15 protein-coding genes are annotated in these 15,302 nt (G+C 61.9%); 9 read left to right on the top strand and 6 right to left on the bottom strand.

Annotated features, from left to right (window positions below; translation table 11 throughout):
- Positions 1-139: 139 nt before the first annotated feature.
- Entirely contained in the window at positions 140-1,660 is a 1,521-nt protein-coding gene (locus AD670_RS23800; protein ID WP_053138144.1) for an aldehyde dehydrogenase family protein, read from the bottom strand.
- Between the two features lie 272 nt (positions 1,661-1,932).
- On the opposite strand from AD670_RS23800, the gene AD670_RS23795 reads away from it, so the two are divergent.
- The 4 genes from AD670_RS23795 (at position 1,933) to AD670_RS23780 (ending at position 6,154) form a co-directional block, all read left to right on the top strand.
- Entirely contained in the window at positions 1,933-3,828 is a 1,896-nt protein-coding gene (locus AD670_RS23795; RefSeq protein WP_053138140.1) for a sigma-54-dependent Fis family transcriptional regulator, read from the top strand.
- 73 nt (positions 3,829-3,901) lie between these two features.
- A complete protein-coding gene (mpl, locus tag AD670_RS23790) occupies positions 3,902-5,251 on the top strand; it encodes a UDP-N-acetylmuramate:L-alanyl-gamma-D-glutamyl-meso-diaminopimelate ligase (RefSeq protein ID WP_053138137.1) in 1,350 nt (449 codons plus the stop codon).
- On the top strand, positions 5,248-5,877 hold the full coding sequence (gene ubiX / locus AD670_RS23785; RefSeq protein WP_017735613.1) for a flavin prenyltransferase UbiX: 630 nt from the start codon (positions 5,248-5,250) through the stop codon (positions 5,875-5,877). The genes mpl and ubiX overlap by 4 nt, the downstream gene beginning before the upstream one ends.
- Positions 5,870-6,154, top strand: coding sequence for a YceK/YidQ family lipoprotein (locus tag AD670_RS23780; RefSeq protein ID WP_027605223.1), 285 nt, complete (start codon positions 5,870-5,872; stop codon positions 6,152-6,154). Before ubiX ends, AD670_RS23780 begins: the two co-directional genes overlap by 8 nt.
- 90 nt (positions 6,155-6,244) lie before the next feature.
- On the opposite strand, the gene AD670_RS23775 is transcribed toward AD670_RS23780, so the two are convergent.
- The 3 genes from AD670_RS23775 to AD670_RS23765 all read right to left on the bottom strand — a co-directional run bounded on the left by AD670_RS23775 (position 6,245) and on the right by AD670_RS23765 (position 9,284).
- The gene (locus tag AD670_RS23775; RefSeq protein WP_053138134.1) at positions 6,245-6,886 is read right to left on the bottom strand and encodes an oxidoreductase; all 642 of its coding nucleotides are present in this window, start codon (positions 6,884-6,886) and stop codon (positions 6,245-6,247) included.
- Positions 6,887-6,915: 29 nt separating this feature from the next.
- On the bottom strand, positions 6,916-8,634 hold the full coding sequence (locus AD670_RS23770; RefSeq protein WP_053138131.1) for a C13 family peptidase: 1,719 nt from the start codon (positions 8,632-8,634) through the stop codon (positions 6,916-6,918).
- Between the two features lie 194 nt (positions 8,635-8,828).
- Entirely contained in the window at positions 8,829-9,284 is a 456-nt protein-coding gene (locus tag AD670_RS23765; protein WP_053138128.1) for a MaoC family dehydratase, read from the bottom strand.
- A gap of 165 nt (positions 9,285-9,449) precedes the next feature.
- On the opposite strand from AD670_RS23765, the gene AD670_RS23760 reads away from it, so the two are divergent.
- From AD670_RS23760 to AD670_RS23750, 3 genes are read left to right on the top strand one after another with little or no spacing between them, the layout of a single operon-like run.
- A complete protein-coding gene (locus tag AD670_RS23760) occupies positions 9,450-9,803 on the top strand; it encodes a CidA/LrgA family protein (RefSeq protein WP_053138125.1) in 354 nt (117 codons plus the stop codon).
- Positions 9,800-10,516 (top strand): LrgB family protein, encoded by a 717-nt coding sequence (locus AD670_RS23755; protein WP_053138122.1) that lies wholly within the window; start codon positions 9,800-9,802, stop codon positions 10,514-10,516. Before AD670_RS23760 ends, AD670_RS23755 begins: the two co-directional genes overlap by 4 nt.
- Before the next feature lie 21 nt (positions 10,517-10,537).
- Entirely contained in the window at positions 10,538-11,128 is a 591-nt protein-coding gene (locus AD670_RS23750) for an LON peptidase substrate-binding domain-containing protein (RefSeq protein WP_053138119.1), read from the top strand.
- On the opposite strand, the gene AD670_RS23745 is transcribed toward AD670_RS23750, so the two are convergent.
- A complete protein-coding gene (locus tag AD670_RS23745; RefSeq protein WP_053138117.1) occupies positions 11,125-12,441 on the bottom strand; it encodes a bifunctional DedA family/phosphatase PAP2 family protein in 1,317 nt (438 codons plus the stop codon). The genes AD670_RS23750 and AD670_RS23745 overlap by 4 nt on opposite strands.
- Positions 12,442-12,526: 85 nt before the next feature.
- The gene (locus AD670_RS23740; RefSeq protein WP_053138114.1) at positions 12,527-13,210 is read right to left on the bottom strand and encodes a DNA-3-methyladenine glycosylase; all 684 of its coding nucleotides are present in this window, start codon (positions 13,208-13,210) and stop codon (positions 12,527-12,529) included.
- Between the two features lie 175 nt (positions 13,211-13,385).
- Here AD670_RS23740 and AD670_RS23735 point away from each other — a divergent pair, with 175 nt between their 5' ends.
- Both AD670_RS23735 and nadD read left to right on the top strand, forming a co-directional pair.
- Entirely contained in the window at positions 13,386-14,651 is a 1,266-nt protein-coding gene (locus AD670_RS23735; protein WP_053138111.1) for a glutamate-5-semialdehyde dehydrogenase, read from the top strand.
- Positions 14,651-15,295, top strand: coding sequence for a nicotinate-nucleotide adenylyltransferase (gene nadD / locus AD670_RS23730; protein ID WP_053138108.1), 645 nt, complete (start codon positions 14,651-14,653; stop codon positions 15,293-15,295). Before AD670_RS23735 ends, nadD begins: the two co-directional genes overlap by 1 nt.
- Positions 15,296-15,302 lie beyond the last annotated feature (7 nt).

Here is a 15,302-nt window from a genome sequence, read left to right as displayed (position 1 = left end):
AGTACCTTTCATTGTTATTGTTTTTAACTCGGCCTCTGTGTGCCGAATGCAATTCGCAAGTACTTATGAAGATCTAAGTGTGGGAGGGGCAAGCTCCTCCCACATTTGATTGCATTTGAACTGTGGGAGGAGGGGTTAGTTAGAAGAAGCCCAGCGGATTAATGTCGTAACTCACCAGCAGGTTCTTGGTCTGCTGGTAATGATCCAACATCATCTTGTGGGTCTCACGGCCCACGCCGGACTTCTTGTAACCGCCAAACGCAGCATGCGCCGGGTACAGGTGGTAGCAGTTGGTCCACACGCGGCCCGCCTTGATCGCGCGGCCCATGCGGTAGGCGCGGTTGATGTCGCGGGTCCACACACCGGCGCCCAGGCCGAACTCGGTGTCGTTGGCAATCGCCAGGGCTTCGGCTTCGTCCTTGAAGGTGGTGATGCTCACCACCGGGCCGAAGATTTCTTCCTGGAACACGCGCATTTCATTGGTGCCCTTGAGCAGGGTCGGCTGGATGTAATAACCGCCGGCCATATCGCCCGTGAGTTGTTCGACCTTGCCGCCGGTGAGCAATTGCGCGCCTTCGCCCTTGGCAATTTCCAGGTAGGACAGGATCTTGTCGAACTGCTGCTCCGATGCCTGGGCGCCGACCATGGTGTCGGTGTCCAGCGGGTCGCCGCGTTTGATCTGTTCGACTTTCTTCATTACTACTTTCATGAAATCGTCGTAGATCGACTCTTCCACCAGCGCACGGGATGGGCAGGTGCACACTTCGCCCTGGTTGAAGAACGCGAGCACCAGGCCTTCAGCGGCTTTTTCGATGAACGACGGTTCGGCTTTCATGATGTCGGCGAAGAAGATGTTCGGCGACTTGCCGCCCAGTTCCACGGTGGACGGAATGATGTTCTCGGCCGCCGCATGCATGATGTGCGAGCCCACCGGGGTGGAGCCGGTGAAGGCGATCTTGGCGATACGTTTGCTGGTGGCCAGGGCTTCGCCGGCTTCTTTGCCGAAACCGTGCACTACGTTCAGCACACCCGGTGGCAGCAGGTCGCCGATCAATTCCATCAGCACGTTGATGCCCAGCGGCGTTTGCTCGGCAGGCTTGAGCACCACGCAGTTACCGGCGGCCAGGGCCGGGGCGAGTTTCCACGCGGCCATCAGCAGCGGGAAGTTCCACGGGATGATCTGGCCGACCACCCCCAGCGGCTCATGGAAGTGGTAGGACGCGGTGTGTTCGTTGATTTCGGCGCTGGTGCCTTCCTGGGCGCGGATGCAGCCAGCGAAGTAGCGGAAGTGGTCGGCCGCCAGTGGGATGTCGGCGTTGAGGGTTTCACGCACGGCCTTGCCGTTGTCCCAGGTTTCGGTGATGGCCAGCAGTTCGAGGTTCTGTTCGATGCGGTCGGCGATTTTCAGCAGCACCAGCGAGCGGTCCTGGGCCGAGGTCTTGCCCCAGGCGTCAGCGGCAGCGTGGGCGGCGTCCAGCGCCTTGTCGATGTCTTTGGCAGTGGAACGCGGGAATTCGGCGATAGGCTTGCCGTTGACCGGCGAGGTGTTGGTGAAATAGTTGCCATCGACCGGGGCAACGAATTCGCCACCAATGAAGTTGCCGTACTTGGCCTTGAACGAAACGATCGCGCCTTCAGTACCGGGGTGTGCGTAACGCATGGTGGGTATCTCCTGGCTTTTATGTTTATTGGAGTGCAGCGCGCAAGCGCTTGGTAAAGCGTAGAGCAAAGGTTGGGCCAGTGCTTTGCAGGCCAGGTAAATCAAGGGCTTGGGATTGGTTGCCAGATCTCGTTGTGACACGTGTGGTACAGCGGCAGTGACAGTTTGTGCCATAAACGGTACAGGTCGTGACCGATGGGTCGGCCTGGGATTGCATTGATCGGAGGGCTGGGGGATGCTGGACGCTCTCACGCAGGGAGAATAATAAGAAGATGCATAACGATCATTTCAGTCGCCATGCCCAGCAAGTCCTCACCGTGGCGCGCGGGCGCGATCCGTCCAGCGATCCGTCCATCGCCCGTTCCTGGCTGCGCTGCCTGGAGGATTACCACCTCGACCCTGCGCAAACCATTGCCCCTACGGTGCTTGAGCACGGTCGCCTGCTGGAAAGTCGCGAGCGCCTGCAACAGGTGCTGCATATTGCCGGCAGCGAGATGAACAGCCTGCACCAGCAGCTTTCCGGGGCAGGCCATGCGGTGCTGCTGACCGATGCGCGCGGGGTAATCCTCAACTGTGTCACCGCGCCGTCCGAGCGCAAGATTTTCGAGCGTGCCGGGTTGTGGCTGGGTGCCGATTGGAGTGAAGCCTGCGAAGGCACCAACGGCATCGGTACCTGCCTGGTGGAGCGCCAATCGTTGACCATTCATCGCGATGAACATTTCCGTGGCCGCCACACCGGGCTGACCTGTTCGGCGAGCCCGGTGTTCGACCCCCATGGCGAACTGCTCGCGGTGCTGGATGTGTCGTCGGCCCGGGAGGCGGTCTCGCGCCAGAGCCAGTTTCACACCATGGCGCTGGTCAACCTGTCGGCGAAGATGATCGAGAGTTGTTATTTCCTGCGCCACTTCGAAAACCATTGGCTGCTGCGCTTTCACTTGCAGGCCGAGTCGGTGGGGCTGTTCAGCGAAGGGTTGCTGGCGTTTGACGGCGAAGGGCGGATTTGTGCCGTCAACCAGAGTGCGCTCAACCTGCTGGGGCAGGTGCGTGGTGGTTTGTTGGGGCAGCCGGTGGAGGCGTTTTTCGAGTGTTCCCTGGACCAGCTGCTCGGTCGCGCCAGTGCCAATGCCACCGCCAGTTGGCCATTGCGCACGCGGGATGGCCGGCACTTGTTCGCGGCCTTGCGCGGTCAATCGCGCAGCGTGCCGGCGCCCATCGCCCAGCCTGCGCCGGTACGCCTGGCCGGTATCTGCCTGGGCGATCCGGCGCTGCAAAGTGACTTCCGTAAAGCGCTGCGGGTATTCGAGCGGGATGTGCCGTTACTGATTAATGGCGAAACCGGCAGCGGCAAAGAGGCCTTCGCCAAGGCGGTGCACCAGGCCAGCCAGCGCGCTGATCAAGCCTTCGTTGCGCTCAACTGCGCCGCCATCCCGGAAAGCCTGATCGAAAGCGAATTGTTCGGCTATCGCGGCGGCAGCTTTACCGGCGCGCGTAAGGACGGCATGCAGGGCAAGTTGCAACAGGCCGACGGCGGCACGCTGTTCCTCGATGAAATCGGCGACATGCCGTTGGCGCTGCAGACGCGTCTGTTAAGGGTGCTGGAGGACCGCATGGTGGTGCCCATCGGCGGTGAGCCCCAGGCGGTTGATGTCAGAATTATCAGCGCCACTCACCGGAATTTGCTGGAACGTGTGCAGGACGGCAGTTTTCGTGAAGACCTGTATTACCGGCTCAATGGTCTGGAAGTCGGCTTGCCAGCGTTGCGTGAGCGCAGCGATAAGTCTCAGTTGCTGGACTTCCTGCTGGTGCAGGAAGCCGGCGGGCAGAGCGTACAACTCGACCCGGCAGCGCGTTCGGCGCTGTTGACCTTCGCCTGGCCGGGCAACGTTCGGCAACTGCGCACGGTGTTGCGTACGCTGGCGGCGCTGTGTGACGACGGGCGGGTCGGTCTTGAGGATTTACCGGCGGCGATCCGCCAGGCTCGGCCGCAACCGGTCGCCGAGGCCAGGCTTGCGGAGTCGCCCCTGGGCGACGCCGAGCGGCTCGCCTTGCTCACGGCTCTGGAGCAACAACGCTGGCACATGACCCACACGGCGGAGCAGTTGGGGGTCAGTCGTAATACGCTGTATCGAAAGCTGCGCCGGCACGGTATTGCACGGGCGGCTCCATAGATCGGTCCTACAGCTAAAGAGTGCGATTTTCGCCCCCCTGCGCTAACCTGCCTCGATGTTTACGAGGTCGACTATGCACATTCATATTCTTGGTATCTGCGGCACATTCATGGGCTCGATGGCGGTTCTGGCCAAAGAACTGGGCCATCACGTAACAGGCTCCGATGCCAATGTTTACCCGCCCATGAGCACGCAGCTTGAGGCCCAGGGCATAGAACTGACCCAGGGTTACGACCCGGCGCAATTCGACCCGGTGCCGGACCTGGTGGTGATCGGCAATGCCATGTCTCGTGGCAATCCGGCTGTCGAATACGTACTCAACAAAGGCTTGCCTTACGTGTCCGGCCCGCAATGGCTGGCCGATCATGTGCTGCAAGGTCGCTGGGTACTGGCCGTTGCCGGCACCCACGGCAAGACCACCACCAGCAGCATGCTGGCCTGGGTGCTGGAGCATGCGGGCATGAGCCCCGGCTTCCTGATCGGCGGCGTGCCGCAGAATTTCTCGGTATCGGCGCGCTTGGGCGATACGCCTTTCTTCGTGATTGAAGCCGACGAATACGACAGCGCCTTCTTCGACAAACGCTCCAAGTTCGTCCACTACCGTCCACGCACGGCGATCCTCAATAACCTGGAGTTCGATCACGCCGACATCTTCCCAGACTTGGCGGCCATCGAGCGGCAGTTCCACCATTTGGTGCGCACTATTCCGAGCGAAGGCCTGGTTATCCACCCGACCACCGAGCCGGCCTTGCAGCGCGTGATCGAGATGGGCTGCTGGACCCCGGTGCAAACCACCGGTGCGGGTGGGCAATGGCAGGTCAAGTTGCTCAGTGAAGACGGTTCCCGGTTTGAAGTGCTGTTTGAAGGCGAGGCGCAAGGCATCGTCGAGTGGGACATGACTGGCCAGCACAACGTCGCCAATGCCTTGGTCACCCTGGCGGCCGCGCGGCATGTGGGCGTGGTGCCGTCGATGGGCATTGCTGCCTTGAGCGCATTCAAGAGCGTGAAGCGCCGTATGGAAAAGGTCGCCGACGTGAATGGGATTACCATCTACGACGACTTTGCCCACCACCCAACGGCCATTGCCACCACCCTCGACGGCCTGCGCAAACGCGTTGGCGATGCCCCTATCATTGCTATTGTCGAGCCGCGCTCAAACTCCATGAAGCTCGGCGCACACCGCGACGGCCTGCCGGAAAGCGTGAACGATGCCGACCAGGTGGTGTGGTATGCCCCGGCCAATCTTGGCTGGGACTTGCCGGCGATTGCGGCGCAATGCACGGTGCCGTCGAAAGTCTGTGATTCCATCGAGGGCATCATTGCGTTCGTCAAGCACCAGGCCAAGCCTGGCACCCATGTGGTGGTCATGAGCAACGGCGGCTTCGGCGGCTTGCACGGCAAACTGGCCGAGGCGTTGAAATGAGCGGACCCGAGCGCGTCACCCTGGCGATGACCGGCGCATCCGGCGCGCCCTATGGCCTGCGCCTGCTGGATTGCCTGGTGCGTGAGGACCGCGAGGTGCACTTCCTGATCTCCAAGGCCGCGCAGTTGGTGATGGCCACCGAGACTGATGTCGCGCTGCCGCCCAAGGTGCAGATGATGCAGGCCTTTCTCACCGAGTACACCGGTGCGGCGGCGGGGCAGATCAAGGTCTACGGCAAGGAAGACTGGATGTCGCCGGTGGCATCGGGCTCCGGCGCGCCAGCGGCAATGGTGGTGGTGCCGTGCTCCACCGGGACGTTGTCGGCGATTGCCACGGGCGCTTGCAACAACTTGATCGAGCGTGCTGCCGACGTGACGTTGAAGGAGCGTCGCCAGTTGATCCTGGTGCCGCGTGAGGCGCCGTATTCGAGCATTCATCTGGAACACATGCTCAAGCTGTCGAATATGGGGGTGACCATCCTGCCGGCTTCGCCCGGCTTCTATCACCAGCCGCAGACCATCGATGACCTGGTGGATTTCGTGGTGGCGCGCATTCTCAACCTGTTGAATATCCCTCAGGACATGCTGCCGCGTTGGGGCGAACACCATTTGAGCAGCGATGAATAAGGCACTGTTGGTGATACTGGCGCTGCAGCTGGCCGGCTGCGCCACCGCGCGTACCCTGGACGCCGCCCAGCCCGGCGCGCCGGTGGTGTATGCCGGCACGCGGTTGGATTTGTATGCAATGAACGGCGGTTGCTGCGCCAAGGACCGGTTTGGTGCCGAGGCGCCGAGCTATCCCGGCGTCGACCTGCCGGCCAGCGCGCTGCTCGACACGCTGTTATTGCCGCTGTCAGTGTTGACGGTGCTGGGGGTAGGGTTTAACGCGACGGGCGGGCTCTAGCGCTGACGTGAAAGCACCACAAAACCAATGTGGGAGGGGCGGTGCGACGATTCGACTTGCCCCTCCCACATTTTTGCTTTGTGTTCGGCTTTATTTACCGAGCTTGCGCAGTTCGTCCGACTCCACCACCCGCACCCCATCCTGCTCTTCCAGCGCCAGGCGCCACATGGCCCTCGCCAGTTCGCAGACTTCAATGCCGTGGTATTTTCCCGGAATCAATCGTGACAGCGGCCCGGCCAGTTGCTCGGCCAAACGTGGCTCCAGCCGCTCCCCGAGCAGCAACGAAGGCCGCACGATGGTCAACTGCGGCCAGTCTTGAGCCTTCAATGCCTGTTCCATTTCGCCTTTGACCCGGTTGTAGAACACCGAGGATTTCGGGTCGGCGCCAATCGCGCTGATCACGATCAGGTGCCGCGCGCCCATTTCCCGTGCGCGCTTGGCGAAGGCCACGACCATGTCCAGGTCAATCGCGCGAAAGGCTTCTTCCGATCCGGCTTTCTTGATGGTGGTGCCCAGGCAGCAGAAGGCGATATCCACCCGACCGCTCAGTTGCGGCAGGAACACCGCCGGATCGCCCACCGGGTTTTCCAGGTGAGGATGCTCGGCCAGTGGCTTGCGGCTTGGCGCGAGCACACGGGTCACGGTGGGTTCGTTGAGCAGGCGGTCGAGCAGGTGTTCGCCAGTGAGGCCAGAGGCCCCTGCGAGCAAGATATGCTGAGGTGTCAGGTACATGGTGTTTCCCCCTTGTTACACGTTACAGCTTAGTTGCCTTTGGCTTCCTTGCTATTCATTGAGACGCTTTCGAGCGCCTTTCGTGCCTGCTGCTTGCGTAATAATTGCCAATGGGCGATCACGCCTTTGGGGGCCCAGATCTGCGGTTCGGATGCTTCGAAGTTGTCCGCCTGTTCGCGTTCGCTCACATGCAACTGCGCGAGCTTGAAGGCTTGCTGCAAATCGTCGGTCTGGTTGAAGGCTTGGGCGAAGAGGGCATCGCCGAAGTAGGTGAAGTCGGCCTCTTCGGAGCAACCGAAGGACACGCGGTCGGCGCGCGAGGCGGTCATGATCAGGGTGCGTTCGTCCTTGAGCGCCGGGATGAAGCCGCCGGAGTAGCAGGCCGAGATCACGACGATCTTGTCGCGGTTTTTCAGCGGCGCCAGCACCGCGGCCAGCTCATCGGCGGGCAGGTCGGCCAGTTCCATGCGTGGTTGGTCCAGCACCAGTTCGTGTTCGTGGGTGCCGTGGCTGGTCAGGTAGATAAACACCAGGTCTTCCGGGCCGGTGCGCTCGGCCAGGGTCTGCACGGCACGGCGCAGGCTTTCGCGGGTGGCAAGTGGCCGGTCGGCGATATGGTCGCGGTGGTTGACCAGGCGGATCTGCCCACGGGCGCCGAAGCGGGTGGCGAGCATATTGCTGACGTAATCGGCTTCGCGCAGGAACACGCTTTGTTTGCCGTCGCCGGCCACGGCCAGGGTGTACAACTCCACTGCGGGGGTGGACGCTGGCACGGCGGCGAGGGCAGCGTCCAGCAGGCGGCCCTGGGCCAGGACGCCGATCTCCAGCGGGTCGGGCAACAATGCGCCGTCGGCGTCACGCACGCGCATGCCGTTGACCCAGGTGCCGGCCAGCACGGTGCCGTCGGTGAGGACGAGGGTGCCCTTGCCCTGGTAGCTGTCGCTGTCGAAGCCGCCAATATAGAAGCTGCCATCGGTCAGGTTCAGGCGGCCTTCGCCGGTAAAGCGCCAATCGCTGAACTGGCCGACGTAATGGCTGCCATCCACGCCGATCAACTCACCCTTGCCGCTGAGTGCGCCTTCCTTGAACTGGCCGATCCACACGTCGCCATCGGCGTTTTCATAGCGGCCCTTGCCGTTGAGCTGGTTCTGCTTGAACTGGCCGACATAGATATCGCCGTCGGCGCTGTTGAACGTGCCGTTGCCCTCCAACTGGCCGTCGACGAAGTGGCCGCTGAACTGGTTGCCGCTGTCGTCATTGCGCTGGCCTTCGCCATTCGGCTTGCCGTGGGCGAACTGGCCCTGATACTGGCTGCCGTCGGCCAGCTCCAGGCGACCGAGGCCGGAATACTGGTCGTCTTTGAATTCGCCGCGATAGGTCATCTGCCCCTCTTTGAGGGTGCCTTCGCCGTTGCGCCGGCCGTTCTTGAACCCGCCGACATAATGGCTGCCGGCCGTGGTCAGGCTGCCCTGGCCATCGAACAGGCCCTGCTGGAACTGGCCTTTATAGACTTCGCCGTTGCTGCCATGCCACTCGCCCTGGCCGTGCCACTGGCCCTTGTCGAACTGCCCGGCGTACCAACTGCCGTTGGGGTAGTCCACGCGGCCCTGGCCCTGCAGCAAACCATTGACCACATCGCCCCGGTAACGGCCGCCGTCGGGCAGGCGCGCATCGGGCGGCAACAGCGATTCGCCATCTCCGCAAGCGGTGAGCAACAGGACAAGGGCAAGGGGAGCGAGTGGGCGCATAGCGGGATCCGGATAATTAAGCGCCGAGTATGCCGCAGCGAGGGAGCCATACCTAGTGGTCTATGGGCTAATAATGACCTGTAGGAGCCGGCTTGCCGGCGAGGGTCGTCAACGCGGATGCTGGCATTCAGGAGGAACGCGGCGCCTGGGCGTTTTTCGCTGGCAAGCCAGCTCCTACAGTGGGCGGTTGTGTATTAAACGAAGTAGAGCGACAACGACTCGGCCACGTAGGCGGGTTTTTCCTGGCCTTCGATTTCCAGGGTAGCGGTGGCCTTGAGCAGCCACTGGCCGGGTTTTTTCTCGGTGACATCGGTGAGCGTCACGTTCAGGCGCACGTTGGAATTGACCTTCACCGGCTGGATAAAACGCACGCTGTCCAGGCCGTAGTTGACGGCCATCTTCAGGCCTTCGGGCACGATCAGGATGTCTTCCATCAGCTTGGGCATCAGTGACAACGACAGGAAACCGTGGGCGATGGTGCTGCCGAACGGCGTCTGTGCAGCCTTGACCGGGTCGACATGAATGAACTGATGATCGCCGGTGGCTTCTGCGAACAGATTGATACGGGCCTGATCGATGGTGAGCCATTCGGAACGTCCCAGTTCCTTGCCGACATAGTCTTTGAGCTGCGCTACGGGTACATAGGGCATTGCGTCTCTCCTTGGTTCATCGGTTCTGTTTTTTGGGGTTACAGAGAACCAATGTAGATCATCATGGCCAACCAGCCCGGTCAACCCACCATGCTTTTGGCGAATGCCGGTGCATAGGGCGGGCATGCTTATAATGCGGGCGAGCTCAAGAGGGGGAGAGAACGGATGCTGTTACGCGGTCTGACATGGCTGGTGCTGTTTCAGTTGATCGGCACGGCGATCAATCATCTGCTGCTGCCGGTACTGCCGGGGCCGATCATCGGCCTGTTGCTGATGCTGGGTTACCTGGTGTGGCGCGGTGAAGTCGGCGAGCCCTTGAGCCTTGCGGCCAGCAGCCTGCTGCGTTACTTGCCGTTACTGCTGGTCCCGCCGGCGGTGGGAGTGATGGTCTACGCCAAGGATATTGCCGCTGATTTCTGGGCCATCGTCGGCGCGCTGGTGTTGTCGCTGGTGATTGCCATGGGCGTGGTCGGGCTGTTGATGGAGCACATGGTCAAGCGCAAGGAGAAGGATCAATGATCTTCGACTGGCAAGGCGCATGGACGGCGGTGATTCATCATCCTTTGTTCGGCATCGGCATCACCCTCGGGGCCTATCAGTTGGTGCTGGCGGGGTTCGAGAAAACCCGCTGGATTTTCCTGCAGCCGGTGTTGGTCTCGATGTTGCTGGTGATCGGTGTATTGCTCACGTGCGGCCTGGGCTATGCCGAGTACCGCAAGAGCACCGAGATCATGGGCATCCTGCTGGGCCCGGCCACCGTCGCGCTGGCCGTGCCGCTCTATCTGAACCTGCGGCGGATTCGCCAATTGTTCTGGCCGATTTTTACTACGCTGGTGATAGGCGGGGTGCTGGCCACCGGCCTGTGTGTACTGTTGGGGTGGGGGTTCGGCGCCGAACACATGATGCTGATGACCATGGCGCCCAAGTCGGTGACGTCGCCGATTGCCATGCTGGTGGCCGAGCAGATCGGCGGTGTGGCAGCCTTGGCGGCGGTGTTTGTGCTGATTACCGGGGTGGTGGGCGCGATGGTTGGCCCGGCGTTACTTTCGCGTCTGGGGGTGCACAGCCCCGAGGCGCGCGGCATGGCCTTGGGCATGACCGCCCACGCCGTCGGCACTTCGGTGGCCCTGCAGGAAAGCGAAGAGTGCGGTGCCTTTGCGGCGCTGGCCATGAGTCTGATGGGCGTGGCGACGGCGGTGTTCCTGCCGCTGGCTGTGTCAGTGATTGTTTAAACCGGGTTTAAGGAAACCTTTATGAGTCTGGCGCTGTTCCCGCTCAATACCGTGCTGTTCCCAGGCTGCACCCTCGATCTGCAACTGTTCGAGGCGCGCTATCTGGATATGATCAGCCGTTGCCTGAAAAAGGGCGAAAGCTTCGGCGTGGTATGCATCCTTGATGGCAAGGAAGTCGGCATGGCCCCGGATGGCTACGCGTTGATCGGCTGCGAAGCGTTGATTCGCGACTTCAAGCAGCAGGACAACGGTCTGCTGGGGATTCGCGTCGAAGGCGGGCGTCGCTTCCGCGTGCGTGACGCCGGCGTGCAGAAGGACCAGTTGCTGGTGGCCGAGGTGCAATGGCTGGAAGAACTGCCGGACCAGGCGCTGGAAGAAGAGGATGCCGACCTGCTGGCTTTGCTCCAGGCCCTGGCCGAACACCCGATGGTCGCCTCATTGGACATGGGCACCCATGCCGATGGCCAGCAGGCCTTGGGCAATCAACTGGCTTATCTGTTGCCGTTCACCGAGGCTGACAAGATTGATCTGCTGCAACTCGATGACCCGCAGCAGCGGCTGGATGCGATCCAGATGCTGCTCGACGAGTTGCAGGGTGAGTTGTTCACTTAATAGGCATACCGCAGCAAGGCATGGGGCGTGCCGGTGAGTGCGATAAAACTCAGCACCGCCAGCAGTGCCGGCAGGAGCAACCACCAGGTTTTTTTCGGCATGGCCGGCAATGGGCTTCGATACTGGCTGACGCCCAGGCTGAACGCGCACACCGTCATTGCCAGCAATGTGCCTGCCAGGATGTCGGTAGGCCAGTGGGCGCCCAGGTAGACCCGTGACAGCGCGATAAAGGCGGCGGGAATACAGCCCAGCAGCATCCAGGTCAGGCGCAGCCGTGTCGGTTGGCCGCGACCGGCCAGTACCGCCAAGGCCAGGAAAAACGCGAAAGCACCGGACGCGTGGCCGCTGGGCATGCTGAAGCTGGTCAGTGGGTCGGTGAGGATTTCCGGGCGGCCGCGTGCGAAGAACAGCTTGGTGCCGGTGTTGATCACGGCCGCCCCGGCCAGTGTCGCGCCGACAAACAGCGCATGGCGCCACTGCCGAGCCAGTAACAAAAGGCCAGTGAATACGGCGCTGGCGAAGAACATTTTCTTGAACTCGCCCAGTTGGGTGATCATCACCATGGTCTGATCCAGCCAGGCGCTGCGATGTTCCTGCACCAGTGCGCTCAGGCCCTGGTCAAAGTCGTCCAGATGCGGATAACCGATAAACAGGGCGATCAACAAGGTCAGGCTGGCGCAGCCTATCCACAAGGTGGCACGGCGATGGCCGCGCAGACTGGTGTTCAGGCTCAATCCCAACACGACCGCCAAACAAGCGGTGACAATCCCCGCCTCAGGCCAGAACCCTTCCGGCAATGGCAGGCGGAATGCAGCGCCGGTCGCCCAGCCCGGCAGCAGATAGGCGACCGACCAACCGGCTGCCGCGAGAACGCTGACCAGGGCGAAGCGCACGAACGGCATGTCGCACATCCCCGCCACCATGGGCAGCATCGGCCGCAATGGCCCGATGAAACGTCCTACCAGCAGGCTGGCGATGCCGTATTTGTGGAAGTAGGTTTCGGCGCCGTTCATCCATTCGGGGTGGTGGCGCAGGCCAGGCAGGCGGCGGATGTTCTGATGGAAGTGGCGGCCCAGGAAGTAGGAAACCCCGTCGCCCAACAAGCCTCCCAGGAACCCCATCAGCAGGGTTTCACTCAGGGACAACGCGCCGCTGCCAGCCAGTGCGGCAATGGCAAACAGCAACACCGTGCCTGGCACGATCAGCCCGGCAATGGCCAGGCATTCCACGCACGCGACAATAAACACCGCCACCGCCAGCCATTCCGGGTTGAGGGTCAGCCAGCCGGTAATGCTATCGAGCCATTGGCCCATAAAACGTCACTCCCTCTATGTAATACATAACGCGAAACGCTGTAGATCCCCTGTGCGAGGGATCAACTGTCTGCGGCACCAGTGTTCAAATCAGAAAATAATCCCGGCCTTCGACCTGGCCCCGGCGCAGCGGGTTCCGTGTGCAATAGGGCGCATAGCCAGCATCGACGAAGCGATACATCAAGTGCTCGTCACGGCCGCTGGGGATGCCCAGGCGAGTGGTCTGGATGATGTGTGTCGGTGTCTGGCCGACGTCCTCAACGTAGAGCAACTCTTGATCAAAACGCTTGGCATCCCACATCGGCACCTTCAGGCCCAGTGCCTTGCACAGCAAGGTCTGGCCGGCACACAGCTTTTGCGAGGGGCGGGGGCTGCCATCGGCATTCGGGTTGTTCAGCAGCATCTGCGCGAGACTGGCGGGCCCGGAGGTTTCATCGACCCAGGGATAGGCCGATTTGATCAGCACGGCATTGCCCGGTCCCTGCGCGCTGAAGTTCAGCGAATCGCCGCCACGGGAGTAGTACATATAGATATGCCCACCATCCAGAAACAAAGCCTTACGCTTTTCTGTGTAGCCGAGTGAAGCGTGGCTGCCTTTTTCGGCCACGTAATAGGCTTCGGTTTCAATAATGCGCGCTGAAAGCCAGATATCGCCGACGCGATGGCGGATGACTTTTCCGAGCAAATCACGCGCGAGTATTTGCGCATCACGGTCGAAGAAGCTGTCGGGCAGGGCGCTGGCGGGGCGTTGGGGGGTAGAACTGGGCATGGCGGTCTGGGGTTAATACGGCTAAATGTGACGGAATAATAACAACTCCCACCTTAATTACCGCTGAACCCCGGGTTTTTACAGTTCATTTCGACCATCCGCCCCTCACCGCTGTCCGTAGGGCGGCGTCACAGCTATAATCTGCCGCTTTCCTCTTTGCCAAGACTCCCTGACCATGACTGAGTCCGTTCTTGACTACATGACCCGCCTGGGTCGCGCTGCCCGTCAGGCCTCGCGGTTGATCGCCCGTGCGAGCACCGCGCAGAAGAACCGTGCCCTGTTGGCCGCCGCCGATGCTCTGGACGCTTCGCGCTCCGAGCTGACCGCCGCCAACGAACTGGACCTGGCCAACGGCCGCGCCAATGGCCTTGAGCCGGCCCTGCTGGACCGCCTGGCGCTGACCCCGGCACGCATCGACGACATGATCGAAGGTTTGCGTCAGGTGGCCAAGCTGCCTGACCCCATCGGTGAAATCCGCGACATGCGTTACCTGCCGTCCGGTATTCAGGTCGGCAAGATGCGCGTGCCCCTGGGCGTGATCGGCATCATCTATGAGTCGCGCCCGAACGTGACCATCGACGCCGCGAGCCTGTGCCTCAAGTCCGGCAATGCCACCATCCTGCGTGGCGGTTCCGAGGCGATCAATTCCAACCGCGCCATTGCTGCCTGCATCCAGCAGGGCCTGGCCGTGGCCGAGTTGCCGGCCGAAGTGGTGCAAGTGGTCGAAACCACCGACCGCGCCGCCGTCGGTGCATTGATCACCATGCCGGAATTCGTCGACGTGATCGTGCCGCGTGGTGGCAAGAGCCTGATCGAGCGCGTCAGCCGCGATGCCAAGGTGCCGGTGATCAAGCACCTGGACGGCGTCTGCCACGTGTACATCGACATCGCCGCCGACATCGACAAGGCGATCCGCATCGCCGACAACGCCAAGACCCACCGCTATGCGCCGTGCAATACCATGGAAACCCTGCTGGTACACGTCGGCATTGCCGAGCGCGTGCTGCCGCCGCTGGCAGCCATCTACCGTGACAAGGGCGTGGAACTGCGCGGTTGCGAACGCACCCGTGCCCTGCTGGGCGCGGACGTGATCGAAGCCACCGAAGAGGATTGGTACACCGAGTACACGGCGCCGATCCTGTCGATCCGCATCGTTGACGACCTGGACCAGGCCATCGAACACATCAACAAATACGGCTCCAAGCACACCGACGCCATTGTTTCCGAGCATTTCAGCGATGCCCGGCGTTTCCTCACCGAAGTGGATTCCGCTTCGGTGATGATCAACGCCTCGACGCGCTTTGCCGACGGCTTCGAGTATGGCCTGGGGGCGGAGATCGGCATTTCCACCGACAAGCTCCACGCACGCGGCCCGGTTGGCCTGGAAGGCCTGACCAGCGAGAAGTACGTGGTGTTCGGCGACGGTCATGTGCGCACTTGATGGCTAAACGCATCGGGCTGCTCGGCGGTACCTTCGACCCCGTGCACATCGGCCATTTGCGCAGTGCCCTGGAGGTCGCGGATGCCCTGGCGCTGGATGAACTGCGCCTGATCCCTAATTTCCGGCCGCCCCATCGCGATACCCCGCAGGTGTCGCCGCAGCAACGCCTGGAAATGGTACGCCTGGCTGTAGAGGGCATACCGCCGCTGGTGGTGGACGACCGCGAGCTCAAGCGCGATAAACCGTCCTACACTGTCGACACCCTGGAACTGATGCGCGCCGAGTTGGCCGCGGATGACCAGTTGTTTCTGCTTTTGGGCTGGGACGCATTTTGCGGCCTGCCCTCTTGGCATCGCTGGGAGGAACTCCTCCAGCATTGCCACATCCTGGTTTTGCAACGCCCGGATGTCGACAGCGAACCGCCGGATGCCTTGCGCAACCTGCTGGCCGCGCGGTCGGTAAGTGACCCCTTGGCCCTGACCGGGCCGAACGGGAATATTGCATTCGTCTGGCAGACCCCGCTTGCGGTGTCTGCCACCCAGATCCGTCAACTGCTGGCCAGCGGGAAGTCGGTACGTTTCCTGGTGCCTGACGCGGTCCTGGCCTACATCGATGCGCACGGGCTTTACCGTGCGTCGAACTGAAAAGGCG

It is taken from the genome of Pseudomonas sp. MIACH (assembly GCF_001269925.1).
Lineage (GTDB): Bacteria > Pseudomonadota > Gammaproteobacteria > Pseudomonadales > Pseudomonadaceae > Aquipseudomonas.
This window is presented reverse-complemented; position numbering and strand designations above follow the sequence as displayed.

Excerpts from the sequence above, each read along its gene's own strand:
- AD670_RS23780 (WP_027605223.1), top strand. The coding sequence starts at position 5,870 with ATGAATAAGGCACTGTTGGTGATACTGGCGCTGCAGCTGGCCGGCTGC.
- nadD (WP_053138108.1), top strand. The coding sequence starts at position 14,651 with ATGGCTAAACGCATCGGGCTGCTCGGCGGTACCTTCGACCCCGTGCAC.
- AD670_RS23765 (WP_053138128.1), bottom strand. The coding sequence starts at position 9,284 with ATGCCCTATGTACCCGTAGCGCAGCTCAAAGACTATGTCGGCAAGGAA.
- AD670_RS23740 (WP_053138114.1), bottom strand. The coding sequence starts at position 13,210 with ATGCCCAGTTCTACCCCCCAACGCCCCGCCAGCGCCCTGCCCGACAGC.
- AD670_RS23745 (WP_053138117.1), bottom strand. The coding sequence starts at position 12,441 with ATGGGCCAATGGCTCGATAGCATTACCGGCTGGCTGACCCTCAACCCG.
- AD670_RS23760 (WP_053138125.1), top strand. The coding sequence starts at position 9,450 with ATGCTGTTACGCGGTCTGACATGGCTGGTGCTGTTTCAGTTGATCGGC.
- AD670_RS23775 (WP_053138134.1), bottom strand. The coding sequence starts at position 6,886 with ATGTACCTGACACCTCAGCATATCTTGCTCGCAGGGGCCTCTGGCCTC.
- AD670_RS23755 (WP_053138122.1), top strand. The coding sequence starts at position 9,800 with ATGATCTTCGACTGGCAAGGCGCATGGACGGCGGTGATTCATCATCCT.
- mpl (WP_053138137.1), top strand. The coding sequence starts at position 3,902 with ATGCACATTCATATTCTTGGTATCTGCGGCACATTCATGGGCTCGATG.
- AD670_RS23735 (WP_053138111.1), top strand. The coding sequence starts at position 13,386 with ATGACTGAGTCCGTTCTTGACTACATGACCCGCCTGGGTCGCGCTGCC.
- AD670_RS23800 (WP_053138144.1), bottom strand. The coding sequence starts at position 1,660 with ATGCGTTACGCACACCCCGGTACTGAAGGCGCGATCGTTTCGTTCAAG.
- ubiX (WP_017735613.1), top strand. The coding sequence starts at position 5,248 with ATGAGCGGACCCGAGCGCGTCACCCTGGCGATGACCGGCGCATCCGGC.
- AD670_RS23795 (WP_053138140.1), top strand. The coding sequence starts at position 1,933 with ATGCATAACGATCATTTCAGTCGCCATGCCCAGCAAGTCCTCACCGTG.
- AD670_RS23770 (WP_053138131.1), bottom strand. The coding sequence starts at position 8,634 with ATGCGCCCACTCGCTCCCCTTGCCCTTGTCCTGTTGCTCACCGCTTGC.
- AD670_RS23750 (WP_053138119.1), top strand. The coding sequence starts at position 10,538 with ATGAGTCTGGCGCTGTTCCCGCTCAATACCGTGCTGTTCCCAGGCTGC.